Below are 23,742 nucleotides of genomic sequence, written 5' to 3'. Positions count from 1 at the left end.
ACCTGATGGGAGTACGTTCCATGAACCCGACCCCGGTCCAGATCCGGCGGGCCGCACCGGCCAAGTTCGTCGCCACCAACGCCCGCGGCGCCGAGATCACCATCGGCCGTTCGCAGGACGGCGCGGACTTCTCCCCGGTCGAACTGCTGATGGCCGCGCTCGGGGCATGCGCGACCCTGTCAGCCGACAGCATCGTCACCCGCAGGCTCGGCGAGGACGCCCCTCTCGACATGGTCGTCACAGCCGAAAAGGACGAGGAAGCCGACCGCGTCACGAGCGTCGACACCAAGTTCGACATCGACGCCTCGTCGCTCAGCGAGGCCGAGCAGGCAAAGCTGATCAAGCTTGTCGCCAAGGCCGTCGAGCTCACGTGCACGGTCAGTCACTCGGTGGAACCCGGCACGCCGGTTACCGTCACTTTCGCCTGATCACGCCGTCGCGCCGCCATCCACCACGAGGTCGTGGCCAACGACGAAGCTTGCCTCGTCCGAAGCGAGCCAGAGCACGGTCGCCGCGACCTCAGCGGGGTCGCTGACACGGCCAGCGGGCACGGCTGAGGCGACCCGGGCGTCACGGTCCTCTTTGGTCTCTCCCGGCCGGTAGGACATCGGGGTGTCGCTGGCCCCGGGGCTCACCGCGTTGATCCGGATGCCGTCCGCGATGTACTCGCGGGCGGCAGTCTGGGTGAGCACGCTGACCGCGGCCTTCGAACTGGCGTAGGCGCTCAGTCCTGGACGGCGGCCGTGGGCGCCGATGTTCGATGCCAGGTTCACGATGGCGCCGCCGCCGTTGTCCTTCATGGCAGCGATCTCGTATTTCATGCACAGGAACACGCCGGTCAGGTTGACGTTCACCACCGACGTCCATGTTTCAACGTCCAAAGAGGCCACTGGCCCGGGTTTGCCGAACACCCCTGCGGCATTCACCGCAACGTCGAGCCGGGAGTACCGCTGCACCACGGTGTTCACCATCCGGGCAACATCGTCGGGGTTGGTGACGTCCGCCTCCACCCAATCCGCTTTGCCTTGCGCGGCTTCGGCGAGTCGGGAAGCGTCACGTCCAGCCAGCACGACCTGAGCGCCAGCATTGACGAACGCGTCGAGGATCGCCCGCGCGAGCGCGCCCGTACCACCCGTGATCAGAACTACCTTGCCATCAAAAGACATGCGTCCACGCTATCAGCGGTGAACACTCCTGATCGCGGCAACATCCGAGTGCGGCAACAATTCCGGCAACCCCAAGGCGATTTGCCCGAGTTCGCGTTTCACTCGCCGCGCGATCCCAGCGCCAAGAACGAATCGCGTCGCACTGGAATCTTTCCGCTCACCGCCAAGCAACGCCAGCGCACCGCGGCTGTCCATCCCGGTGTGTCGAAAATCAAAGTGCCACAACCGATGCGCGGAAGCACACAAAGCGTCGGCGATACCGACGGCATCGAACCGATTGTCGCCCGCGCCAAGCACACCAGCCGTCTTGACCCTACCCATGTCCAGAACTTCAACCCCAGAAAGAGCCGCAGCACGAACAACTTCAACAGCAGCCGACGGTCCGATTCTATTGCTTGCGAAGGAAAGGCGCCGTATGCCTGGTTTCAATCCTGACGCAAGCACCAGCGCGCCATTGTCACCAAGCCCACACGCCGACAGATACAACTCCTCCAGGCCACAGTCCGAAACCAGGCGTCCGAGCACATCGGCAGAACCCAGATGATTACCGGACAGGAACAAGCGCTTGACCACACGAGTTGACGCGAGCGCATCAACCAAGCCACTGAGGACCGGCGCCGCAATTCCTGTTTGGACAAGGTCGATCGTTGCGGGCGCATGCCCGGTCGCGATCAGATCAGCAATCGCGCGAACTCCCTTAGCACCAATGGGATTGTGCTTCAACCACAGTCCGCGAACGACTCCCGGCGATGCCACGATCCGCTCCGCGATGGAACACACCCGCCCTCACCAATCCCATTTCATCCCAAGTAGACAGTCGAGGGGCCAGCCTTCAACGCGCCCTCAGTCGCCGCGGTCGCCCCAGCATCACCCAAACCGTCGGTACCAAGCAAAAGATGCCGAACCGGGCCACCATGCGGCAACGCGTCCACAACAGACTGCGCACCAATCGGCCCAAGGTTGGACTTGCACAAGTCAAGGCGCCCATCCGGCAACGCAGTGCCGATGGGGAAATCGAGGCGGCGCGAGGCCTCTTCGCCGCTACGCAGCCAGGCAAGCAACGGTTCCAGACTCACCACGCCACCTCCCGGTAGCCCTTGAGGAGCACACCCGACGGCGGGTCACCAGCTTCGCCACGCACGATCGGGTCGTAGATCCGGGCAGCGCCGCCGACCACGTCAAGCGGTGTCCGCCAGCCCTCGTCAGCGATTCGTTCCTTCGTAGGTGTGGGGTTCTCGTCCGTGATCCACCCAGTGTCCACGCTGGTCACATAAATTCCCTGCGCCGCAAGGTCTCCAGCGCTGGTTCGGGTGAGCATGTTCAACGCGGCTTTCGCCATATTGGTATGCGGATGCGCGCCGGACTTGTACTTCGCGCGAACCACCGCTCAGCCGCGGAAACGTTCACAATGTATCGGCGCGCGAACCGCGACGCCTGGCAGTCCACGAATTCCGCGACGCCGGATCAACCAACAATCCACTCGCGTCAACCAATTCATCACCAAGAACCGCAGCCAATCCCGGATCAGGCAGCGCGGGCTGAAAACCAGGAGCGGCGTCAATGCTCAACCGCGTCTCCCGCACCTCAGCCTCGATGAGTTGCGCGTAAGTCCACGCTGGACGCTCAACGGTCTGCGCGGCATTGTTGATCAGAATATCCAACGGCTCGCCATCAGCCCGAAGTTTCTCCGTCAGACCAACAACCTGACAAGGATCCCGCAAATCGATACCGATGATATGAACCCGATCAAGCGCTTGCCCAAGGACAGCGTCAGCAGCGAACCTCCGCGCCGCATCTCCGGGAAACCGAGTGGTGACAAAGACTTCGGCGCCATCCCGAACAAGCATCCGGACAAGATGAAACCCGATCTTCACCCGCCCACCGGTGACAAACGCCCGCCGCCCAGCCAAGTCAGCGGAAGCCTCCCGCCGCTCCCGGTTCTCCCCAGCACAGTCCGGGCACATCCACTGGTAGAACGCATCGAGCTCGAAGTACGGCGCCTTGCAGACATAACACTGTTTGCTGCGCTTCAAGATGCCGCCGATACCGTCGGCAGAGACTGAAACATCCTCGACCCGATCGGTGGCGCCCATGCTTGTCTGCGCGATCAGGGCCCGGTCGGCGGCAGCCGACTTGCGGCGCCGTTCGCTGGTACGACGGCGTTTGCTGTCCTTGACGAAGCCGTCGACGGCCCGCTCCATCGCCAGCCGCTGCGGGTGATCAACCGGCAACGCACGCACCTGGGCCAGCATGGCCAAGCACGCCTCGAATTCCCCGTCATCGATCACGCGGGGTCTGCTGGAATCGAACCAGCGTCCTCCGCTTGGGCAAAGCGGAGCGACGACCTCTGCGCTACCCAATCCGCGCGGGAAGGGTAGCGCGTGGGTGAAGCCGAAGCGCAGGCCAGGGCTGGATTCGAACCAGCGTCTTTCCCGATGACGTCGAGACGCGACGACCTCTGCGCTACCTGGCCTGCGCGAAGGACCTTACATCGGAGTCACGTACGCCGAGCTGATGCCTCCGTCGACCAAGAAGCTGGACGCGGTCATGAATGACGAGTCGTCGCTTGCCAGGAATGCCACCGCGGCCGCGATTTCCTCTGGTTCGGCGAAACGACCCATCGGCACGTGGACCAAACGGCGCTGGGCACGTTCGGAGTCCGAAGCGAACAGTTCCTTCAACAAGGGCGTGTTCACCGGCCCTGGGCACAGGGCGTTGATGCGGATGCCTTCGCGGGCGAACTGGACTCCCAGCTCTCGGGTCATCGCCAGTACCGCGCCTTTTGAGGCACTGTAGGAGATCTGCGATGTCGCCGCGCCCATCACGGCCACAAAGGACGCCGTGTTGATGATCGAGCCTTTTCCTTGGCGCTGCATGTGCGGAATCGCAGCCTTGCAGCACAGGTAGACCGAGTTCACGTTCACCGTCTGCACTCGCTGCCAGACGTCCGGCTCGGTGTTCAAAATGGACTCGTCTTCCGGCGGCGAGATTCCCGCGTTGTTGAAGGCGATGTCGAGACTTCCGTATGTGTCCACTGCGGACTGGAAGAGGGCTTCTACTTGCACTCTGTCCGTCACGTCCGTTCGGACGAACAGGCCGTCTACTTCTTCCGCCGCTGCTTTTCCGGTGTCCGTGTCAATGTCGGCGACTACTACCTTCGCGCCTTCGCTGGCCAGGCGCCGCACTGACGCAAGGCCGATGCCACTGCCGCCTCCGGTGACAACCGCGACCCGGTCCTGCAACCTCATTCAAGCTCCTCAGTCGTTGGCAATGAACACGTTCTTGGTCTCGGTGAACGCCGCGACCGCGTCCGGCCCGAGCTCCCTGCCGAGGCCGGACTGCTTGAAGCCACCGAAGGGCGTCCAATACCGCACCGACGAGTGGGAGTTGACGGACAGGTTGCCCGCTTCGACCCCGCGCGACACGCGCAGCGCGCGTCCGACGTCTCGCGTCCAGATCGAGCCGGACAGGCCATACTCGGTGTCGTTGGCCAGCCGCACTGCCTCTTCCTCGTCATCGAACGTTAGCACGGCGACCACCGGGCCGAAGACCTCTTCGGTCACCACCTTGTCCGAAGGCGACACCGGGGCTAGAACCGTTGGCGGGAACCAGAAGCCTGGGCCGGTCGGCGCGCTGCCACGGAACGCCACCGGGGCGTCACTGGGCACATAGGACGCCACCGACGACCGATGCGCCGCCGAGATCAGCGGTCCCATTTCTGTCTCCGGCAGACCGGGATCGCCGACGACGACACCTTTCACCGCTGGTTCGAGAAGTTCCATGAACCGGTCGTAAACGCTGCGCTGCACGAGGATCCGGGATCGCGCGCAGCAGTCCTGACCCGCGTTGTCGAACACGCCGTACGGTGCCGTGGCTGCTGCTTTCTCCAAGTCGGCGTCGGCGAAGACGATGTTCGCGTTCTTTCCGCCCAGCTCCAGCGTTACCCGCTTCACCTGGCGAGCGCAGCCTGCCATGATCGATTTGCCAACGTCGGTCGAGCCGGTGAACACGATCTTGCGGACCAGTGGATGCTCGACGAACCGTTGCCCGACAACAGATCCCTTGCCTGGCAGGATCTGCAGGACGTCCTCGGGGATACCAGCGGAACGGGCCAGTTCGCCGATTCGGATGGCGGTCAACGGCGTCAGCTCGGCGGGCTTCAACACCACCGTGTTGCCCGCGGCCAACGCGGGCGCGAAACCCCAGCCTGCGATCGGCATCGGGAAGTTCCACGGCACGATCACGCCGACCACGCCGAGGGGCTCGGCAAAGGTCATGTTCACGCCGCCCGGCACCGGGATCTGCCTGCCGAACAAGCGCTCGGGCGCGGCCGAGTAGTAGTCGATGACGTCACGGACGTTGCCAGCTTCCCAGCGGGCGTTGCCGATCGTGTGCCCGGCGTTGCGGACCTCCAGCTGGGCAAGGTTTTCGATGTCGGCGTCCACAGCGGACGCGAACCGCCGAAGCAACCTGGCCCGGTCAGCCGGAGCAAGCGCTCGCCAGGCTGGCCACGCGGCGTGCGCACGGGCGATCGCCGCGTCGGTTTCCTCCGCGGAGGTCGGCCGGACTGTCTCGACGATCTCTTCTGTGGCCGGGTTGATGACGTCGAACCCTGTGGTCACTGGGACTTCCTCCGAATGGCGGCCTGAACGAGGCCTTGGAACAGGCGGACATCCGTACCGTTCTCTTCCGGATGCCATTGCACGGCAACGACAAAACTGGCTTCGGGCAGCTCGATCGCCTCGACCGTGCCGTCCTGCGCCCAGCCGACGGCCGACAGGCCGGAACCGAGCTGGTCGATCGCCTGGTGGTGGTGACAGTGGACGGTCGTGTGCTCGCCGACAAGGCCCGCGACCACACTGCCGGGCGCGAGCTTGATCTCGTTGGTGCCGTACACCCCCGGCGAGGGGTTGTGCGTGTCGGAACCGGCCACTTCGGGCACGTGCTGGTGCAGCGTTCCGCCCGAAGCGATGTTGATCAACTGAAGGCCGCGGCACACGCCAAGTACCGGGATGTCAGCTTCCAGAGCGAGGTGGTACAGCCCGAACTCGGACATATCCCGTTCCAGCCGCAAAGTTCCGGTCGCGGCGTGCGGCGACTGTCCATATCGGCTCGGGTCGATGTCCGCGCCGCCGGAGAGCACGAGTCCGTCCAATCGCGACACGTGTTCCGGCAGCCAGCGGCCCACGGGTGGCAGCATGACCGGCATCCCGCCTGCAGCGACAATGCAGTCCAAATAAGACCGCATGAGCACTGCGGATGGCAGATCCCACAGGCCGAATCTGGCCTGTTCCAAATAGGACGTGATGCCGATCAAAGGCACCTTAGAGCCGTTCGAACCCACGCACCCTCTCCCAGTCGGTCACCGCGGCTTCATACGCTGTCAGCTCGACGCGCGCCGCGTTCAGGTAATGATCGACCACGTCGTCGCCGAAGGCGGCCCTGGCCAGCTTGCTCTCCGCCAACAGGTCGGCCGCGTCCCTGAGTGTATGCGGTACGTGTGGCTTGTCAGAGTCGTAAGCGTTGCCGGTGAAGACCGGTTCCAACGGCAGTTCGTTCTCGATCCCGTGCAGTCCGGCCGCGATCAACGCCGAGACCGCCAGGTACGGGTTCACATCGCCGCCTGGAACACGGTTTTCGACCCGAAGCGATGGTCCATGGCCGACTACGCGCAGTGCGCACGTCCGGTTGTCCTCGCCCCACGCGACCGCGGTCGGCGCGAAGCTGCCTGGCACGAAACGTTTGTAGGAGTTGATGTTGGGCGCGAACATGTATGTGAACTCGCGCAGGCATGCCAGCTGCCCGGCCAGGAAGTGCTCCATCAGCTTGGAGAACCCGTGCTCGCGATCTCCTGCCATGACGGCGTTACCGTCTTTGTCCCGCACACTGATGTGGATGTGGCAGGAATTGCCCTCACGCTCGTTGTACTTGGCCATGAATGTCAGGCTCTTGCCATGACTGGCCGCGATCTCCTTGGCGCCGGTTTTATAGATGCTGTGGTTGTCACAGGTGGCCAGTGCGTTCGTGTACCGGAAGGCGATCTCGTGCTGGCCGGGGTTGCACTCCCCCTTGGCCGACTCGACGTACAGGCCCGCGCCGGTCATCTTGTTGCGGATGTCGCGCAGCAGCGGCTCCAGCCTGCCGGTGCCGAGCATCGAATAGTCCACGTTGTACAGATTGGACGGCGTCAGGTCGCTGTAACCCTTGTGCCACGCGGCCTCATAGGTGTCTTCGAAGACGATGAACTCCAGCTCGGTTCCGACGAACGCTTCGAGCCCATGCTCGGCGAGCCGGTCGAGCTGGCGGCGCAGAATCTGCCGGGGCGATGGCGCGACCGGCCCGCCCTGTACCCATTCCAGATCCGCGAGCACCAGCGCGGTGCCGTCGTACCAGGGGATGCGACGCAGGGTGTTCAGGTCGGGGCGCAACACGAAGTCGCCGTAACCGGTGTCCCACGAGGAGATCTTGTATCCACCGACCGTGTTCATTTCGACGTCGACGGCGAGCAGGTAGTTGCACGCCTCGGTGGCGTGTGAGAGGACTTCCTCCATGAAGTACTCGGCCGAGCACCGCTTGCCCTGCAACCGGCCCTGCATGTCGGTCACGGCGATCAGGACTGTGTCGATCTCACCGGAATCGACGAGCTCGCGCAGCTGCTCGACGTTCAAGAAGCCGTCGGTGTGTCGCATCGGCACCCCTATCCAAAGGATCGCTCCCGATCCATTGCTGGTCATTGCTACCCGAGTGACAACGTGCATGTCAACGGCGCCACTTATACCCCTGAGCACACTCTTGACATGAAGATGTAACCCGTATCACTCTTCCGGGCAACTAAAAGGACTGACGCTAACCCATTGGTCCGCGAGCAGGGAGCACCGATGTCCAAGCAGTACGAGACGGTCGATCAGCAATACCTGGAAAAGCGGCAACTCAAACGCGGCGCCGCCGGGTGGGTGCTGCTCGCCGGTCTCGGCGTCTCCTACGTGATCTCCGGCGACTTCGCGGGCTGGAACTTCGGCCTGGCGCAAGGCGGCTGGGGCGGGTTGCTGATCGCGACCGTGCTGATGGCCGTGATGTACACGTGCATGGTCTTCGGCCTCGCTGAAATGGCCTCCGCCCTGCCGGTCGCGGGAGCGGGGTACGGCTTCGCCCGGCGTGCCCTCGGTCCCACGGGCGGATTCCTGACCGGGATCGCGATCCTGATCGAGTACGCCATCGCGCCGGCCGCGATCGCGGTGTTCATCGGCGGATACGTCGAAGCGTTGGGACTGTTCGGACTCACCAGCGGTTGGCCGGTGTTCCTGGTGTGCTACCTGATCTTCGTCGGCGCGCACATGTGGGGCGTCGGCGAGGCGCTGCGGGCGATGTTCGTGATCACCGGCATCGCCACGGTCGCGCTCATTGCCTTCGTGATCGGGATGATCGGCAAGTTCGACGCGAGCAAACTGTTCGACATCCCGATGACCGACGCCATCGGCGCCAGTTCGTTCCTCCCCTTCGGCATCGCGGGCGCGCTGGCCGCATTGGTCTACGGCATCTGGTTCTTCCTGGCCATCGAAGGCGTGCCGCTCGCGGCCGAGGAAGCCCGTGACCCTCGCAAAGACTTGCCACGCGGGATCATCGCCGGGATGACCGTGCTGCTGCTGTTCGCCGCGCTCATCCTCGTCTTCGCGCCGGGCGGCGCGGGCTCGGCGGCATTGGCCGAGTCGAAGAACCCGTTGCCCGACGCGGTCCGCACGGCCTTCGGCGGCGACAACTTCCTTGCCCAGTTCGTCAACTACGTCGGCCTCGCCGGTCTGGTCGCGAGCTTCTTCTCGATCATCTACGCGTACTCGCGGCAGCTTTTCGCCCTGTCGCGCGCCGGGTATCTGCCGCGTTGGCTGTCGGTGACCGGTCGCCGCAAGACGCCGTACCTCGCGCTGATCGTGCCGGGCACGATCGGGTTCGTGCTCGCCGTGATCATCCAGAACGGCGACAAGCTGATCAATATCGCGGTGTTCGGCGCGACCGTGTCCTATGTGCTGCTCAACGTCTCGCACATCGTGCTGCGCATCCGTGAACCGAACCTCGAAAGGCCATATCGGACGCCTGGTGGCGTGGTCACGACAGGCGTCGCGGCGGTGCTCGCGGTGGCCGCGGTTGTCGCGACTTTCTTCGTCGACAAGGTCGCTGCGGCGGTCACTGCGGGGATCATGGTCGTGGCGTTGGCATACTTCTGGTTCTACAGCCGGCACCACTTGGTGGCCAATGCTCCTGAAGAGGAGTTCGCTGCCATCGCCAGGGCGGAGCAGGAGCTGGGTAGCTAGCGGGAGGTCAGCCATCAACGAGAGCCACATCGCGTTACTGCGGGCTTTGCATGACGAGCACGCGGCAACGCTGTTGCGGTACGTGCTGCGCCTCACCCACGACGAACAACGCGCGCAGGATGTCGTGCAGGAGGTGTTGCTGCGCGCGTCGAAGAACCCGGACCTGCTTGGCGAGCACGACGTCGCGACCTCGCTGTACACCGTTGCCCGCGAGGTCGTCGGCGCCGCCGACCCCGCGCTGGATTCATGGCTGATCTCCGACGCACTGGCCCAGCTGACTTCCGAGCACCGAACGGTGATCATTGGCGCCTATTACATGGGACAATCGGTGTCGCACCTGGCTGCGGAGCTGGACGTACCGGAGGGAACCATCCTTTCGCGGCTGCACTACGGAATGCGCGCGTTGCGCCTCGCACTGCAGGAGAGAGGGGTGACCGGGCCGTGAAGTCCTACCGCGAATGGGATGCCGCGTACGTCTTCGGCGCGCTCTCCGAAGACGAGCGCCGCGAGTACGAAGAGCACCTGGAGACCTGCGAGTCCTGCAAGGGCCAAGTCGCCGAGCTGTCCGGGATCCCGGCCATCCTGTCGACGCTGCCGCAGGAACAGGCCGTGCAGCTGCTGGATCCGCCGGAGCCTGTCCCGATGCCGACGCTGCTGGAAGCGGCCCGTAAATCCCGTCGGTGGACGCGGATCCGGATCGCCGCGGCGGTTGTCAGCGCCGCGGCCGTGGCTGCTGTGCTCACGTCTGTACTGGTTCCCAGCGACGAGCCGCCTGCTGGCGTGACCACACAGCTGGCGCAAACGATTCCGAGCCCGGTCACCGCGTCGGTCACGTTGGTCGAGGAACCGTGGGGCACGCGGATCGACGTGAAGTGTGACTACGGCGGCGAACCCGGCGGCCGGGCATTGCCGTACACGCTGTTCATCTCCGACGCATCCGGTGGTTCCACGCGGGTCGGCAGCTGGAGCGCGGGCCCTGGCACATCGATGACGCCAACGGCAACGACCGACGTGCCCCGCAACAGGATCACCCGAATCGAGATCCGCCTGGCCACCATCGACAAAACCGTCCTGGAAGCCAAGTTCTAAAAAGACCTCGTGAGTGGTTAGTCCGGTTCTAACCGGACTAACCACTCACGAGCTTTTACCTGCGGCGATGGGCGAACGCGGTGGGTTTGTCGTCCCATGGGGCGTCTGCTGGGCGGGCTTGCGCCTGGCCGTTCAGGACCGCATGGGCGGCCAGCAAACCAGCCACAGTGGACGCGTTGACGATCTCGCCCGCGAAGACCTTGGCGACCGCGTCAGCCAGCGTGAACCGTTCGACGACGATGTCGGCTTCCTCGTCGCCCTCGGGCTCGGTCCGGTTGGCCTCGGACAGGCCGCGCGCCAGGAAGACCCGCACGACCTCGTCGGTGAACCCGGGCGAGGCCGCGACATCCACCAGCACGGCCCACTCGGACGCGGCCAGGTTGACCTCTTCCTCGAGCTCACGCGCCGCAGTCGTGGCGGGGCTTTCGCCGTCGACATCCAGCAGGCCCGCAGGCAGTTCCCACAGCCTGCGGCCGACCGGGTGGCGGTACTGATGGATCAGCACCACCTTGTCTTCCTCGTCCAGCGCGACAACGGCGACGGCACCGAGGTGCTCGACGACCTCACGCATCGCCGTTCCGCCGCCTGGCATGCGGACCTCGTCCATCCGCAGGCCGACCACCCTGCCGATGTGGATGTCCTTAGTGGACACCACATCGAACGTGTGCCGCTCGGTCACGAGCCCACGCTCACGACGTGGTTGCTTTCCGGGAGCTCCACTGGCAGCCGGTCAGCCGTGCGATACGCCAGCGCGGCCTTGACGAAGCCCGAGAACAGCGGGTGCGGGCGCGTCGGGCGGCTCTTGAGCTCCGGGTGCGCCTGCGTGCCGACGTAGAACGGGTGCTTGTCGGTTGGTAGCTCGACGAACTCGACCAAGTGACCGTCCGGCGAGGTGCCCGAGAAGACCAGACCGGCCTCGGACAAACGCTTGCGGTAGGCGTTGTTGACCTCGTAGCGGTGCCTGTGGCGCTCGGAGACATCGTTGGAGCCATACGAGTTGGCCACGGTCGAGCCCGGGATCAGCGAAGCCGGATAGGCGCCGAGCCGCATCGTGCCGCCCATGTCGCGCTCACCGGCGACGACGTCTTCCTGGTCGGCCATGGTGGAGATGACCGGGTGCTCGGTGTTCTCGTCGAACTCAGCCGAGTTCGCGCCGGTCAGACCAGCCAGGTTGCGGGCAACGTCGATCACCATGCACTGCAGGCCGAGGCACAGGCCCAGCAGCGGGATCTTGCGGTCACGGGCGAAGCTGATCGCGCCGAGCTTGCCCTCGATGCCACGCACGCCGAACCCGCCGGGGATCAGCACACCGTCCACACCGGACAGAGCGTGCGCCGCGCCGGACGGCGTCTCGCAGGAGTCCGAGGCGACCCAGACGATCTCGACCTTGGCGCGGTTGGCGAACCCGCCCGCACGCAACGCCTCGGTGACCGACAGGTACGCGTCCGGCAGGTCGACGTACTTGCCGACGACTGCGATCCGGACGGTCTCCTTCGGGTTGTGCACCCGGCCGAGCAGATCGCCCCACACGGCCCAGTCCACGTCACGGAACGGCAGGCCGAGGCGACGGACCACATAGGCGTCCAGGCCCTCGCCGTGCAGCACGCGCGGAATGTCGTAGATGGACGGCGCGTCCGGCGCGGCCACGACCGCGTCGGTGTCCACATCGCACATCAGGGCGATCTTGCGCTTCAACGCGTCCGGGATCTCCCGGTCGGCGCGGCAGACGATCGCGTCCGGCTGGATACCGATGTTGCGCAGCGCGGCAACGGAGTGCTGCGTCGGCTTGGTCTTCAGCTCACCCGAGGGCGCCAGGTAGGGCACCAGCGAGACGTGCAGGAAGAAGCAGTTGTCCCGGCCCACGTCATGGCGGACCTGACGGCAGGCCTCCAGGAACGGCAGCGACTCGATGTCACCGACCGTGCCGCCGACCTCGGTGATGACCACGTCCGGCACGACGCCGTTCGCGTCCGGCAGGGCCATCGCCTGGATGCGGGCTTTGATCTCGTCGGTGATGTGCGGGATGACCTGCACGGTGTCGCCGAGGTACTCGCCGCGCCGCTCCTTGGCGATGACCGTCGAGTACACCTGACCGGTCGTCACGTTCGCCGTACCCGCGAGGTCGCGGTCGAGGAACCGCTCGTAGTGCCCGATGTCCAGGTCGGTCTCCGCGCCGTCCTCGGTCACGAACACCTCGCCGTGCTGAAAGGGGTTCATCGTGCCGGGGTCGACGTTCAGATACGGGTCGAGCTTCTGCATCGTGACCCGCAGACCACGGGAGGTCAGGAGCTGACCGAGACTGGAAGCGGTGAGTCCCTTACCCAGGGAGGAGGCGACGCCTCCCGTCACGAAAACGTGCTTTGTCGTCCGCGCTTGAGGCAGCCGCCTACTGTTTTCCACGGGGCTTCACGGTAACACCTTCTTGCCGTCCAGTGGGGAACAGGGTATAAGCGTGTCCCGGTGATAACCGTCAGTAACGGTCAAGGCACCACGGATTGGGCGGTGCCAGCGGTGCCGTAGCGCCCGGCTTTGCCTTCCAGTTGCTCGCTCAACGCCAGCACGGTTGCCACCCGGCCCGCGTTCAGCTCAACGTTGTCCACAGTGGACAGAATGGACGTCGCGGCGGTGTCGGCGCGCACCATACCGACCGCGCCCGTGGCGTCCGCCGAACCGGTATCACCCGCCAGCACAGCGCCAGCACCTGATCGGTCGACCTGTGCGGCGAACCTGGCGATCGTCGACGCGCGGTCCCCGGCGCCATTGCCCGCCATGGAACTGCCCGTGAGGATCAACGCGAGCTGCCCCGGCCTCAGGTCGGCTGGCATGTGGATGAAGCCGCCGTCGGACAGGCCGGTGAACGCGGCGGTCATCTCGTTCGGCTTGGCCTGTGGCTGGTTCGTGTCCTTGTTGATCACTAGGAGTGACCCGAGCAGACCGCCAGCCAACGTGCCCGGATCCGACGCGGTGGGCAGCTGCAGCCCGGCCGGGAGCAGGCGCGTCACGACGTCCCTGAGCTGATCGGCCTTCTGGGGGTCGGAGAACGCGTCGGTCAGCTGGAGCTCGCCCGTGACCGTGCCGCCCGCGTTGCCGATGAGGGATTTCACCGCGTCCCGGTCCGCTGGGCGCGCGTCGTGCGTGGTCACGATGACGACCGTGCGCTGGTCGAGTTCGCCACGCACAGCCATCGGGCCGATCGAGCCCGCGAAACCGTCCGAACTGGTCAGTTTGGCGTTCAGGCCGTTGCGTTCGGCCTGCAAATCGGCCACTTGCTTGGCCAGCTCGTCCCGGTCGTCGGACAGACCGGAGAGCAGGGTGCGGCTCAGGGTGCTCGACCCGAGCACGACCCCGACGGCAAGGGCGATGAAGACGGCGGCGATCGAGACGATGTGGTAGCGCAGCGAGATCACGTGAACAGCCCCTTGATCCATGCGGCGAAGTCGTTCCAGGTGCTGACAATCCAGTCGATGTACGTGCCACCGACTCCAGAGACCGCGAGACCCGCGACCACCGCGATCAGCGCGGCGATGATGAGCAGCACGATGGCCGCGGTGGAAACCCTGGTGCGGTGCAGGCTCGCGGCGGCCTTGCCGTCAACCAGCTTGCTGCCGAGCTTGAGTCGCGTGAGGAATGTCGACGGGTTCGAGCCCGACCGGCCACTGTCGAGGAATTCCCTGAGCGTGGCCTGGAATCCGACCGTGACGACCAGGCATGCGCCATGCGCGTCGGCCAGCAGCAGGGCGAGGTCCTCCGGGTTTCCCGAGGCTGGGAACGTGACCGCGCCGATGCCAAGGTCCTGAATGCGCTCAAGGCCAGGGGCGTGCCCGTCGGTGTCCGCGGGGATTACGACGTCCGCGCCGCCGATCAGGGCGTCGGTGCTGATCCGATCGGGGTCGCCGACGATGATGTCCGGCTTGTACCCCTCGTCCCTGAGAGCATCGGCGCCGCTGGAGACGCCGATCAGCACGGGCCTGTGCTCGGAGATGTAGCGCTTGAGCCGCTTGAGGTCCTCGACATGGTCCACACCGGACGCGACAATCAGGACCTGCCGGTCCTTGAGCGCAATCTTCAAATCCGGCACACCGATGCCGTCGAGGATGAGCGACCGCTCCCGCCTGAGGAACTCGATTGTGTTGGCGGAGAAGGCTTCCAGCTGAGCGGACATGCCAGCCTTCGCCTCGATCATCTGATCAGCGATGGTCTCGGCGGTCTGCTGAGTTCCGCGCGCAACCTCCCTATCTCCACAGTAGACAATTCCGGCGTGCAGGCGGAGTTTGCTGCCCTCACGGATTTCCCGCAGTGCGTGCACTCCGACGCCGTCGATCAGCGGAATACCTTTTTCGACAAGGAGCTCCGGGCCGAGGTTTGGAAATCGCCCTGAGATGGAAGGAGATGCGTTCACGACGCCGGCGACACCCGCGGCGACCAACGCGTCAGCCGTCGCCCGGTCGATGTCGAGCTGGTCAAGGACCACGACATCGCCAGGACCGATCCGGCGCAGAAGATCCCCAGTGCGCCGGTCGACCTTGGCCACCCCGGTCACCCCGGGCTCACTCTGATTCGCACGGTTGAGCACTCCCGGAAGCTTCATACTTCCGATGGTGACAAATGGACAGTCCACAGTGCTCACGCCACGCCGTACCATGTGGACGGTCACTCACCTGAGGGATACCGGATTACACCAGGTCACCACCCCGCGCGTGTCCACCGTTCCAGCACACCGTGTCCACCGTTGCGGCACCCTGAAATTCCCTCGCCTGGCCGGTTCGGGGATTTCAGGGTGCAGCAAAGTGCATTTCGGTGTGTCGCAATGGTGGACACGACCGTTGGGGGCAGGGCGTTGCCTGTTCAGGAGCGCTTGCGGCGCCCCTTCTTGCCGTTGATGGCTTCACGTTTCACTGTCTCGGCCAGGCCGAGGAGTTCTTCGGCGTGTGCGCGACCGGTTTCCGTTGACTCCATGCCAGCGAGCATTCGGGCGAGCTCGACAACACGCTGCTCGGAAGACAAGGTTTTCACGCCGGACTTCGTCAACCCGCCCTTGGCGGACTTGTCCACAACCAAGTGCCGGTCGGCAAAAGCCGCCACCTGAGCCAGGTGCGTGACCACGACGACCTGGTGGCTGCGCGCCAAGCGCGCGAGACGACGGCCGATCTCGATGGCCGCGCGGCCACCAACACCGGCATCGACCTCGTCGAACACCATCGTGGGCACCGGGTCGGCGTGCGCGAGGACAACCTCGATCGCAAGCATCACCCGGGAAAGTTCACCGCCGGAAGCAGCCTTGTGGATCGGCAGCGCCTGGGCACCATCGTGCGCCCGCAGCCGGATCTCGACCTCGTCGACGCCATCCGACCCTGCGGAGAGCAGGACATCACCGACCTGCAGCGCATGAGCGTCATCCGCCGCCGCAACCTTGGGCCGAACAGCGACGTCGATACCCGCCGCGCCCATCGCGAGGCCAGCCAATTCCGTGGTCACCTCGGAAGACAGCTCCTGCGCGGCCCGCTCACGTTCCTCAGACAGCGTCGAAGCGTGCCGTGCCAACTCCGCCGCGAGCTCGTCACGGCGGTGTGCCAGCGCGGCCAAAGCCTCTTCCGAGGTGTCCAAGCCCGTCAGGGTTTGCGCGGCGTCCGCGGCCCACGCCAAAACGCCGTCGATGTCCGTGGCGTATTTGCGGGTCAGCATTTTCAGCTCGGCTTGGCGAGCAAGCACTTGCTCCAAGCGGGCTGGGTCGGCCTCCAAACCCTCCAAATAGCCGCTGAGCTCGTTGTTCACGTCGCTCAACAACACCGCGGCCTCGGCCAAACGCGGCTCAAGATCACGCAGTTTCGGGTCTTCCGATGCGGCAAGGCGCCGCCGGGCCTCGTCGATCAACGCCATCGCGCCCGCGCCGTCGGATGGGTCCTCCGGCGAGCCGCTCAGCGAGAAGTGCGCGCCAGCCGCTGCCTCACGCAATTGGTCCACGTCAGCGAGCCGTCGGGCTTCGTCGACCAGTGCCGCGTCTTCTCCCGGCTTCGGGTCGACGGCCTCGATCTCCTTCAGGCCATGCTGCAGCATGTCCGCTTGCTTTGCCAGTTCACGGGCGCGCTCGGTCTTCTCGCGCAGCTCTTCGATCACGTCGAGCCACTCGGCTCGGGTTGACCGGTATTCGGCCAATGCCTTCGCGACCGCGTCACCTGCGAACGTGTCCAGGACCGCGCGCTGCTCTGCTGGGTGCAACAGGCGCAGCTGGTCGTTCTGGCCGTGGACCGCGATCAGCTGCTCGGCGATTTCCGCGAGCACGCCCACCGGCACCGATCGGCCGCCGAGGTGGGCGCGCGATCGTCCGTCTGACCCGACCGTACGCAGCGCTATCAGGCTGCCGTCTTCGTCCGGATCCGCCGCGGCTTCTGCCGCGATCTTCGCCGCTGCTGAGTCTGGCGGCACGTGGAAACGGCCCTCGACCACGGCGCGGCTGGCACCAGAGCGCACTCTGGACGCTTCCGCACGGCCACCGGACAGCAGATGCAGCCCGGTCACGACCATGGTCTTACCCGCCCCGGTCTCACCAGTGACGACGGTGAATCCGGGGTCCAGTTGCAGGGTCGCCTCGTCGATGACGCCGAGGCCCTGGATGCGCATCTCGGCCAGCACAGTAGGAACCCTACCTACACCCTCCGACGGTCAACGCTTCCGCCACCCCTGTACGGGCAAACCGAATTTATTCACAAGCCGGTCGGTGAACGGCCCGTCCCACAGCCGCACCAGCCTGACCGGCTCTGATCCCGCCGAAACCTCCACACGGGCGCCCGGCGGCAGGTCGAACGTGCGCTGGCCGTCGCAGAACAGCACGGCCGGGTGCCCGCCCGGATCAACCTCCATGGCCACGACCGACGACGGCGAAACCACGAGCGGCCGAGCGAACATCGCGTGCGCGTTGCTCGGCACCACGAGCAGAGCCTCCACGTCCGGCCAAAGAACAGGTCCACCTGCGGAGAACGCGTACGCCGTCGACCCGGTCGGGGTCGCACACAGCACGCCATCGGAGCCAAATGCCGACACCGGACGCCCATCGACCTCGATCAGCACGTCCAGGATCTTGTCGCGGCTGCTCTTCTCCACGCTGGCTTCGTTCAGCGCCCACGTCCTGGCGATCTCTTCGCCTTCATGGGTCGCCACGACCTCCAGCGTCATCCGCTCGTCGACGTGGAACTTGCCGTCGAGCACGCGCCGCACGGCCACGTCCAGGTCGTCGGAATCCGCCTCGGCCAGGAAGCCGACACGGCCGAGGTTCACGCCGAGCACCGGCACGCCCGCGGGCCGCGCCAGTTCCGCGGCGCGCAGCAGGGTTCCGTCGCCACCGAGCACGAACACCAGGTCGACGCCTTTTGCCGCGTTCTCGTCCGCGCACACGGTCGACAGGCCGGGGCTGTAGTCACCGGCTTCCAGTTCCAGTGCCCTGATCGACACGCCCGCCTTGGCGAACTGCTCCGCGACCAGCTCGGCGGTCCGCCGATTCGCGTGCCGACCGGTGTGCACAACCATCAAGATCTCGTAGATCGGTGGTTTCTCGGTCATTGCGGCCCCTTCTGCACAGCAGTGTGAACCATGTCGGCGACCTGCTCGGGTTCGAGCCGATCCCCACGCCGCAGCCAGACGAAGTACTCGACGTTGCCCGACGGCCCCGGCAAGGGGCTGGCCACCACGCCGTGTGGGCGCAGGCCGAGCTCCCCGGCAGCGGTGAGTACCTCGATGACGGCTTCGGCGCGTAGTCCAGGGTCCCGCACGACGCCCCCGGAGCCCAGACGTTCTTTCCCGACCTCGAACTGCGGCTTGACCATCGGCACCAGATCGGCGCCGTCGGACGTGCACGCCAGCAACGCGGGCAGGACGAGTTTGAGCGAGATGAACGACAGATCGGCGACTACGAGGCCGACCGGTCCGCCGGTGAGTTCCGGGGTCAGGTTGCGGACATTGGTCTTGTCCAGCACGACCACCCGGTCGTCGGTCATCAGCCGCCAGACCAGCAGGCCACGTCCCACATCCGCGGCGACGACCTGCGTGGCTCCGTTGCGGAGCAACACATCGGTGAACCCGCCGGTGGACGCGCCCGCATCCAGGCAACGCTTTCCGTTGACGGTCAAGCCATCCGGCCCGAACGCCTCGAGCGCGCCGATCAGCTTGTGCGCGCCGCGCGACGCCCAGCCGGGGTCGTCGACGTCGTCCTTGACCACCACGGCCGCGTCGGTTTCCACGGCGGTCGCGGGCTTTTTCGCCACGACGCCCTTCACAAGGACGTGGCCGTCCACGATCAGCTGGGACGCGTGCTCGCGTGACCTGGCAAGACCACGGCGCACGAGCTCAGCATCAAGCCTTGAGCGGCGGGGCATGAGTGGTGTCTCAGACCTTGTCGATGCTCGACAGCGCCTCGGTCAGCGCCGTGTGCACCGCGTCGAACCGGCCGACGTGCTCGACCGGCTCGAGCTGGTCGAGCCCTTCGAGGCCGGCGAGCGCGGCGTCTATCGCAGCTGTCGGGTCGGGTGGCGGCCCGGGGACGGGCGCGTGCCAGCTGCCTTCGGAGTTGAACTGCACCACTTTACGGTACCGCCGTTCTGGCAATTCCCAGTGCGCTCAGCGCGGCCCGTGTCGCATCGTCCTCGGCACGGACCTTGATCTCGCCGCCATCGATCGGCCGGTGCGCCGCGCACAACGCACGCAATAACGCCAGTTCGTCCGTGGCGGAACCGTTTCCGGTCGATCGGGCGGTCAGCAGATGATCGGTGCGGTCGACTTCCCATGCACGCTGTGCCGCAATCTCGAGTCCAGCTGCGGGGCCGCACAAGTCACCAACTGACGCCGCGACATAACGCGGCCGCAGCCACGCGGGCGCGGCCAACAAATCAGCAGCCGTCGTGACACCAGACAGTACGAGCAGGGCGTCGACCTCTGCGGTGACAGCGCCCGCGATGTCCGTGTCCAGACGGTCGCCGACAACCAGAGGGCTGCTGGCGTTGGCTGACGTGATCGCCTCGTCCATCAACGGCCGCGCAGGTTTGCCCGCGACCACAGGCTCCTGCCCTGTCGCGGCCCGTACGGCGGCGACGAGAGCTCCATTGCCGGGCAGCTCGCCACGCTCGGTCGGCAGCGTCGCGTCCATGTTGCACGCGACCCACACCGCGCCCGCGCGGATGGCGAGCGTCGCCTCGGCGAGGTCGTTGTAGACCAGTTCGCGCGTGAGTCCTTGGACAACGGCCTTCACGGTGTCGCTGACCTTGCGCACCGGGCGCAGGCCAGCGGCGGTCACGATGTCAGCGAGCGACTCCGTGCCGACGACAAGTACCTCGTCGCCCGGTTGCAGACGCTCTTTGAGCACGGAGCCCGCGGCCTGCGCGCTCGTGCTCACCTCTGTCGGCTTGGCGACGACACCGAGGCTTGTCAGATGCTCAGCGACATCCTCAGGGCTACGCGAGGCGTTGTTGGTCACGAACCTGACGGCTGTGCCGTTCTCCCTGGCTGCCTGTACGGCATCTGCCGCTCCCGGAACCGCCTCACCACCGCGGTAGACGGTTCCGTCCAGGTCGAGCAGCAGCGCGTCATAGATGTCGAGCAGCCGACGCTTCACTGGAGAGCGGCCCCAAGTTCCACGGCCCGCTCGGCCGCGTCAGTCTCTTCCTCGTCATCGACCTGAGCCGCGTTGAGGAACCAACGAATAGCTTCGTCATTACGCCCGGCAGCCTCAAGGTTGTCGGCGTACGCGTAGAACAGCCGCGCGCTCCACGGATCCCGTCGCTTGGGGTCCAAGTCGGGCCCCTGCAACGCGACAACGGCAGCGTCCAGCTGTCCCATGTCCCGGCGCGCACCGGCCGCGACGATACGCAGCTCGACGGCTGTGGCCGGGTGGATGTCCGCGCCCGCTTCCTTAGCGAGGTCAAGCGCACGCTCAGGACGGCCAAGTGCTCGCTCGCAGTCGGCCATCACGGCTATGTGCGCGTTGGAGCCCGTCATGCGACGGACCGCGCGGAGGTCGGAGAGCGCCTCGGCCCACTCACCCGCGTGGTAGGCGGCCAGACCGGCCGCTTCGCGGACGATCGCGACCCGCGAAGCCTTGCCGCGCGCGATGCGAGCGTGCTTCAGGGCCAACTCGGGGTCTTCGTCGATCAGCATGCCCGCTGCGGCGAGGTGCTGGCCGACATCCGCAGCTTGGGCTTTGGGCAGGCTCTTGAGTTCTTCGCGGGCCTCCGGGTCGAGCTTGGAGATGTCCGCGCCCTCAGGAAGGGTTTCGAGGTCGGGGTTGGTCGGCTTCTTCGGCTCCCGCGTGGCCTCCGGCTCGTCCTCCTCCAGATCGGCGTCGGAAGCCTCGGTCACGGGCAGGTCGTCGCGGCCGGCAACCTCCTGCGACGACTCGACGTCACTGCTCGGCAGCTCCTCGCTGGAGCCTTCCTGGCGAGGGGCGTCGGCGGTCTGATCGAGATCGCTGCTCGGGCGCTCATCCCGGTTGAAGTCGCTACGAGAAGAATCGCTGCTGAACTCGGGGCGCGGCTTGTCATCGCGGTGGAAGCTGCGAGCCGGGCGGTCACCGCCATTGAAGTCACGGCGCGGACCGCGATCGCCGAAATCGCGGCGCGGCTTGTCATCCCGGCTGAAGTCCTTACGCGGACTCCGGTCGCCGAAATCGCGGCGAGGTTTGTCGTCGCGGTCGATGCTCCGGCGAGGACGGTCATCGCTGCCGAAATCGCGCCGGGGCTTGTCATCCCGGTTGAAGCTACGGGCCGGACGATCGCCACCGAAATCACGACGGGGGCCACGGTCGCCGAAATCGCGGCGCGGCTTGTCATCGCGGTCGAAGCTCCGGGCCGGGCGGTCACCGCCATTGAAGTCACGGCGGGGGCCACGGTCGCCGAAGTCCCGGCGCGGCTTGTCATCGCGATTGAAGCTACGGGCCGGGCGGTCACCGCCATTGAAGTCACGGCGCGGACCGCGATCGCCGAAATCGCGGCGCGGCTTGTCATCCCGGCTGAAGTCCTTACGCGGACCCCGGTCGCCAAAGTCGCGCCGCGGCTTGTCGCCGCTGTTGAAGTCACGACGCGGGCCACGGTCGCCGAAGTCCCGGCGCGGCTTGTCATCGCGGTCGAAGCTCCGGCGAGGACGATCGTCGCCACCGAAGTCCCGGCGGGGGCCACGGTCGCTGAAATCGCGGCGCGGCTTGTCATCGCGATTGAAGCTACGGGCCGGACGATCGCCACCGAAATCGCGGCGAGGTTTGTCGTCGCGGTTGAAGCTGCGGCCCGGCCGGTCGTCACTACCGAAATCGCGACGGGGGCCGCGGTCGCCGAAGTCACGTCGTGGCTTGTCATCCCGGTTGAAGCTGCGCGCTGGGCGATCGCCACCGAAATCACGACGAGGTTTGTCGTCGCGGTCGAAGTTCCGGCGTGGGCGGTCGTCGCTGTTGAAGTCCCTGCGGGGGCCGCGGTCGCCGAAGTCCCGGCGAGGTTTGTCGTCTCGGCCGAAGCTGCGGCGGTCTCCTCCCCTGGTGTTGTCGCGGTCTCGGGGGGTGAAGTCGCGGCGCGGCTTGTCTCCGCGGTCGAAACCGCGTGCGTTGTTGTCGCGGGCGGGCTTGCGGAACGGCCGGTCGTCTCGATCGCCCCTGCGGAAGTCACGGCGGTCGGAGTCGTCGCGGGGTGTGTAGCGGTCGCCGCCTCGCTCGTCGCGGGAACGGCCACCGTGCCGCTGGTCGGCGCCAGCTCCACGTGGCTTACGGTCGCCGGCGAACCCACGACGACCGTCTTTACGGCGATCGTTTTGCCGATCACCGCCGGCTCCACGACCGCGCGGCTGATCGCCGCGGCCGTCGGCGGGCCGTTCGAACTCTGACACCTAGACCTCCACGCCCCGTCGGGCGGGGCTGAAACATTCTCAAGTTGGCCAGCAGGCCATCGACCATGGTAACAACCGGCCGACCAGGCAAGAGGCGCAGGCGGCCGCAGCGGAATGACGTGACATACCGAAAGGGCCCCGCGATTTCTCGCGGGGCCCTTCGAAAAAATATTACCGCGGCGACCTACTCTCCCACACCGTACCCAGTGCAGTACCATCGGCGCTGAAGAGCTTAGCTTCCGGGTTCGGAATGGGACCGGGCGTTTCCTCTTCGCTATGACCACGGTAAAACCATGAAACAATGACCAACCGGTTCAGTGTCTCAGAACCGTACAGTGGATGCGTAACATCTTTGTGAGCAAGTCCTCGGCCTATTAGTACCAGTCAACTCCACACGTTACCGTGCTTCCATCTCTGGCCTATCAACCCAGTCGTCTAGCTGGGAGCCTTAACCCACAAAGGGTGGGAGACCTCATCTTGGAACGAGCTTCCCGCTTAGATGCCTTCAGCGGTTATCCCTTCCGAACGTAGCCAACCAGCCATGCCCTTGGCAGAACAACTGGCACACCAGAGGTTCGTCCGTCCCGGTCCTCTCGTACTAGGGACAGCCTTCCTCAAGTCTCCTACGCGCGCGGCGGATAGGGACCGAACTGTCTCACGACGTTCTAAACCCAGCTCGCGTACCGCTTTAATGGGCGAACAGCCCAACCCTTGGGACCTACTCCGGCCCCAGGATGCGACGAGCCGACATCGAGGTGCCAAACCATGCCGTCGATATGGACTCTTGGGCAAGATCAGCCTGTTATCCCCGGGGTACCTTTTATCCGTTGAGCGACCACGCTTCCACAAGCCATGGCCGGATCACTAGTTCCGACTTTCGTCCCTGCTCGACCCGTCAGTCTCACAGTCAAGCCCCCTTGTGCACTTGCACTCAACACCTGATTGCCAACCAGGCTGAGGGAACCTTTGAGCGCCTCCGTTACTCTTTAGGAGGCAACCGCCCCAGTTAAACTACCCACCAGGCACTGTCCCTGAACCAGATCATGGTCCGAGGTTAGACACCCAATTCGACCAGAGTGGTATTTCAACAACGACTCCACCCTAACTAGCGTCAGAGCTTCACAGTCTCCCACCTATCCTACACAAGCCGAACCGAGCACCAATACCAAGCTATAGTAAAGGTCCCGGGGTCTTTCCGTCCTGCCGCGCGTAACGAGCATCTTTACTCGTAGTGCAATTTCACCGGGCCTGTGGTTGAGACAGCCGAGAAGTCGTTACGCCATTCGTGCAGGTCGGAACTTACCCGACAAGGAATTTCGCTACCTTAGGAT

24 protein-coding genes, 2 tRNA genes and 2 rRNA genes (1 of these 28 only partly in view) are annotated in these 23,742 nt (G+C 65.5%); 5 read left to right on the top strand and 23 right to left on the bottom strand.

From position 1 onward, the window contains the following. The first annotated feature begins 20 nt into the window (after positions 1-20). Complete coding sequence (locus tag LWC34_RS44645) at positions 21-428, top strand: OsmC family protein (protein ID WP_233731359.1); 408 nt, start codon at positions 21-23, stop codon at positions 426-428. Here LWC34_RS44645 and LWC34_RS44640 read toward each other — a convergent pair whose 3' ends face one another. From LWC34_RS44640 to LWC34_RS44595, 11 genes are all read right to left on the bottom strand, one after another. After that, the gene (locus tag LWC34_RS44640; protein ID WP_233731358.1) at positions 429-1,166 is read right to left on the bottom strand and encodes an SDR family NAD(P)-dependent oxidoreductase; all 738 of its coding nucleotides are present in this window, start codon (positions 1,164-1,166) and stop codon (positions 429-431) included. Positions 1,167-1,178: 12 nt separating this feature from the next. Continuing rightward, positions 1,179-1,889, bottom strand: coding sequence for a leucine-rich repeat domain-containing protein (locus LWC34_RS44635; RefSeq protein WP_233731357.1), 711 nt, complete (start codon positions 1,887-1,889; stop codon positions 1,179-1,181). A gap of 77 nt (positions 1,890-1,966) precedes the next feature. Next, positions 1,967-2,242 (bottom strand): hypothetical protein, encoded by a 276-nt coding sequence (locus tag LWC34_RS44630; RefSeq protein ID WP_233731356.1) that lies wholly within the window; start codon positions 2,240-2,242, stop codon positions 1,967-1,969. Further along, on the bottom strand, positions 2,239-2,550 hold the full coding sequence (locus LWC34_RS58390; protein ID WP_308200237.1) for a Rossmann-fold NAD(P)-binding domain-containing protein: 312 nt from the start codon (positions 2,548-2,550) through the stop codon (positions 2,239-2,241). The genes LWC34_RS44630 and LWC34_RS58390 overlap by 4 nt, the downstream gene beginning before the upstream one ends. A gap of 19 nt (positions 2,551-2,569) precedes the next feature. Continuing rightward, positions 2,570-3,454, bottom strand: a complete 885-nt coding sequence (locus LWC34_RS44625; RefSeq protein ID WP_308200236.1) for an SDR family NAD(P)-dependent oxidoreductase — start codon at positions 3,452-3,454, stop codon at positions 2,570-2,572. Position 3,455: 1 nt separating this feature from the next. After that, positions 3,456-3,524 (bottom strand) — tRNA-Gly (locus LWC34_RS44620). Positions 3,525-3,566: 42 nt separating this feature from the next. Further along, a tRNA-Asp gene (locus LWC34_RS44615) sits at positions 3,567-3,639 on the bottom strand. A gap of 13 nt (positions 3,640-3,652) precedes the next feature. Beyond that, on the bottom strand, positions 3,653-4,414 hold the full coding sequence (locus LWC34_RS44610) for a 3-oxoacyl-ACP reductase (protein ID WP_233731355.1): 762 nt from the start codon (positions 4,412-4,414) through the stop codon (positions 3,653-3,655). Between the two features lie 9 nt (positions 4,415-4,423). After that, on the bottom strand, positions 4,424-5,788 hold the full coding sequence (locus LWC34_RS44605; protein WP_233731354.1) for an aldehyde dehydrogenase family protein: 1,365 nt from the start codon (positions 5,786-5,788) through the stop codon (positions 4,424-4,426). Beyond that, entirely contained in the window at positions 5,785-6,510 is a 726-nt protein-coding gene (locus tag LWC34_RS44600) for a gamma-glutamyl-gamma-aminobutyrate hydrolase family protein (RefSeq protein WP_233731353.1), read from the bottom strand. Before LWC34_RS44600 ends, LWC34_RS44605 begins: the two co-directional genes overlap by 4 nt. Next, the gene (locus LWC34_RS44595) at positions 6,491-7,855 is read right to left on the bottom strand and encodes a glutamine synthetase family protein (RefSeq protein ID WP_233731352.1); all 1,365 of its coding nucleotides are present in this window, start codon (positions 7,853-7,855) and stop codon (positions 6,491-6,493) included. The genes LWC34_RS44600 and LWC34_RS44595 overlap by 20 nt, the downstream gene beginning before the upstream one ends. A gap of 189 nt (positions 7,856-8,044) precedes the next feature. On the opposite strand from LWC34_RS44595, the gene eat reads away from it, so the two are divergent. Genes eat through LWC34_RS44580 form a run of 3 tightly spaced genes read left to right on the top strand, consistent with a single transcriptional unit; the run spans position 8,045 to position 10,561 of the window. After that, on the top strand, positions 8,045-9,472 hold the full coding sequence (gene eat, locus LWC34_RS44590; protein ID WP_233731351.1) for an ethanolamine permease: 1,428 nt from the start codon (positions 8,045-8,047) through the stop codon (positions 9,470-9,472). 46 nt (positions 9,473-9,518) lie between these two features. Next, positions 9,519-9,917 (top strand): sigma factor-like helix-turn-helix DNA-binding protein, encoded by a 399-nt coding sequence (locus tag LWC34_RS44585; RefSeq protein WP_308200235.1) that lies wholly within the window; start codon positions 9,519-9,521, stop codon positions 9,915-9,917. Further along, complete coding sequence (locus LWC34_RS44580) at positions 9,914-10,561, top strand: anti-sigma factor family protein (protein WP_233731350.1); 648 nt, start codon at positions 9,914-9,916, stop codon at positions 10,559-10,561. Before LWC34_RS44585 ends, LWC34_RS44580 begins: the two co-directional genes overlap by 4 nt. Before the next feature lie 55 nt (positions 10,562-10,616). On the opposite strand, the gene LWC34_RS44575 is transcribed toward LWC34_RS44580, so the two are convergent. The 10 genes from LWC34_RS44575 to LWC34_RS44530 all read right to left on the bottom strand — a co-directional run bounded on the left by LWC34_RS44575 (position 10,617) and on the right by LWC34_RS44530 (position 20,902). Continuing rightward, positions 10,617-11,240: an NUDIX domain-containing protein gene (locus LWC34_RS44575; protein WP_233731349.1), complete on the bottom strand. Its 624-nt coding sequence runs from the start codon at positions 11,238-11,240 to the stop codon at positions 10,617-10,619. Further along, complete coding sequence (gene pyrG / locus LWC34_RS44570; protein ID WP_233734055.1) at positions 11,237-12,943, bottom strand: CTP synthase; 1,707 nt, start codon at positions 12,941-12,943, stop codon at positions 11,237-11,239. The genes LWC34_RS44575 and pyrG overlap by 4 nt, the downstream gene beginning before the upstream one ends. 98 nt (positions 12,944-13,041) lie before the next feature. Then, on the bottom strand, positions 13,042-13,968 hold the full coding sequence (locus tag LWC34_RS44565; RefSeq protein WP_233731348.1) for a copper transporter: 927 nt from the start codon (positions 13,966-13,968) through the stop codon (positions 13,042-13,044). Continuing rightward, positions 13,965-15,149 carry a putative cytokinetic ring protein SteA gene (gene steA / locus LWC34_RS44560; protein ID WP_233731347.1) on the bottom strand — a complete coding sequence of 395 codons (1,185 nt, stop codon included), beginning with the start codon at positions 15,147-15,149 and terminating at the stop codon, positions 13,965-13,967. The genes LWC34_RS44565 and steA overlap by 4 nt, the downstream gene beginning before the upstream one ends. A gap of 257 nt (positions 15,150-15,406) precedes the next feature. Continuing rightward, a complete protein-coding gene (recN, locus tag LWC34_RS44555; protein WP_233731346.1) occupies positions 15,407-17,191 on the bottom strand; it encodes a DNA repair protein RecN in 1,785 nt (594 codons plus the stop codon). Positions 17,192-17,221: 30 nt separating this feature from the next. After that, positions 17,222-18,115 carry an NAD kinase gene (locus LWC34_RS44550; RefSeq protein ID WP_233731345.1) on the bottom strand — a complete coding sequence of 298 codons (894 nt, stop codon included), beginning with the start codon at positions 18,113-18,115 and terminating at the stop codon, positions 17,222-17,224. Further along, positions 18,112-18,927, bottom strand: a complete 816-nt coding sequence (locus LWC34_RS44545; RefSeq protein ID WP_233731344.1) for a TlyA family RNA methyltransferase — start codon at positions 18,925-18,927, stop codon at positions 18,112-18,114. Before LWC34_RS44545 ends, LWC34_RS44550 begins: the two co-directional genes overlap by 4 nt. Before the next feature lie 10 nt (positions 18,928-18,937). Further along, entirely contained in the window at positions 18,938-19,129 is a 192-nt protein-coding gene (locus LWC34_RS44540; protein WP_037272132.1) for a hypothetical protein, read from the bottom strand. Positions 19,130-19,133: 4 nt separating this feature from the next. Beyond that, complete coding sequence (locus LWC34_RS44535) at positions 19,134-20,159, bottom strand: HAD-IIA family hydrolase (RefSeq protein ID WP_233731343.1); 1,026 nt, start codon at positions 20,157-20,159, stop codon at positions 19,134-19,136. Continuing rightward, entirely contained in the window at positions 20,156-20,902 is a 747-nt protein-coding gene (locus LWC34_RS44530) for a tetratricopeptide repeat protein (RefSeq protein WP_233731342.1), read from the bottom strand. The genes LWC34_RS44535 and LWC34_RS44530 overlap by 4 nt, the downstream gene beginning before the upstream one ends. A gap of 186 nt (positions 20,903-21,088) precedes the next feature. Between LWC34_RS44530 and LWC34_RS44525 the strand changes: the two genes are divergently transcribed. Beyond that, the gene (locus LWC34_RS44525) at positions 21,089-22,408 is read left to right on the top strand and encodes a hypothetical protein (RefSeq protein WP_233731341.1); all 1,320 of its coding nucleotides are present in this window, start codon (positions 21,089-21,091) and stop codon (positions 22,406-22,408) included. A 174-nt stretch (positions 22,409-22,582) separates the two neighbouring features. Here the strand turns inward: LWC34_RS44525 and rrf are convergent. Together rrf and LWC34_RS44515 are read right to left on the bottom strand one after the other, a co-directional pair. Further along, a 5S ribosomal RNA gene (gene rrf / locus LWC34_RS44520) occupies positions 22,583-22,699 on the bottom strand. Positions 22,700-22,765: 66 nt separating this feature from the next. Further along, positions 22,766-23,742, bottom strand: a 23S ribosomal RNA gene (locus tag LWC34_RS44515); it runs 2,143 nt beyond the window's last position.

It is taken from the genome of Kibdelosporangium philippinense, assembly GCF_021390435.2.
Classification (GTDB): Bacteria; Actinomycetota; Actinomycetes; order Mycobacteriales; family Pseudonocardiaceae; genus Kibdelosporangium; species Kibdelosporangium philippinense.
This window is presented reverse-complemented; position numbering and strand designations above follow the sequence as displayed.

Bases quoted from the DNA above. Each gene is read 5' to 3' on its own strand.
- LWC34_RS44645 (WP_233731359.1), top strand. From the start codon at position 21: ATGAACCCGACCCCGGTCCAGATCCGGCGGGCCGCACCGGCCAAGTTC.
- LWC34_RS44640 (WP_233731358.1), bottom strand. From the start codon at position 1,166: ATGTCTTTTGATGGCAAGGTAGTTCTGATCACGGGTGGTACGGGCGCG.
- LWC34_RS44610 (WP_233731355.1), bottom strand. From the start codon at position 4,414: ATGAGGTTGCAGGACCGGGTCGCGGTTGTCACCGGAGGCGGCAGTGGC.
- LWC34_RS44595 (WP_233731352.1), bottom strand. From the start codon at position 7,855: ATGCGACACACCGACGGCTTCTTGAACGTCGAGCAGCTGCGCGAGCTC.
- eat (WP_233731351.1), top strand. From the start codon at position 8,045: ATGTCCAAGCAGTACGAGACGGTCGATCAGCAATACCTGGAAAAGCGG.
- steA (WP_233731347.1), bottom strand. From the start codon at position 15,149: ATGAAGCTTCCGGGAGTGCTCAACCGTGCGAATCAGAGTGAGCCCGGG.
- LWC34_RS44550 (WP_233731345.1), bottom strand. From the start codon at position 18,115: ATGACCGAGAAACCACCGATCTACGAGATCTTGATGGTTGTGCACACC.
- LWC34_RS44545 (WP_233731344.1), bottom strand. From the start codon at position 18,927: ATGCCCCGCCGCTCAAGGCTTGATGCTGAGCTCGTGCGCCGTGGTCTT.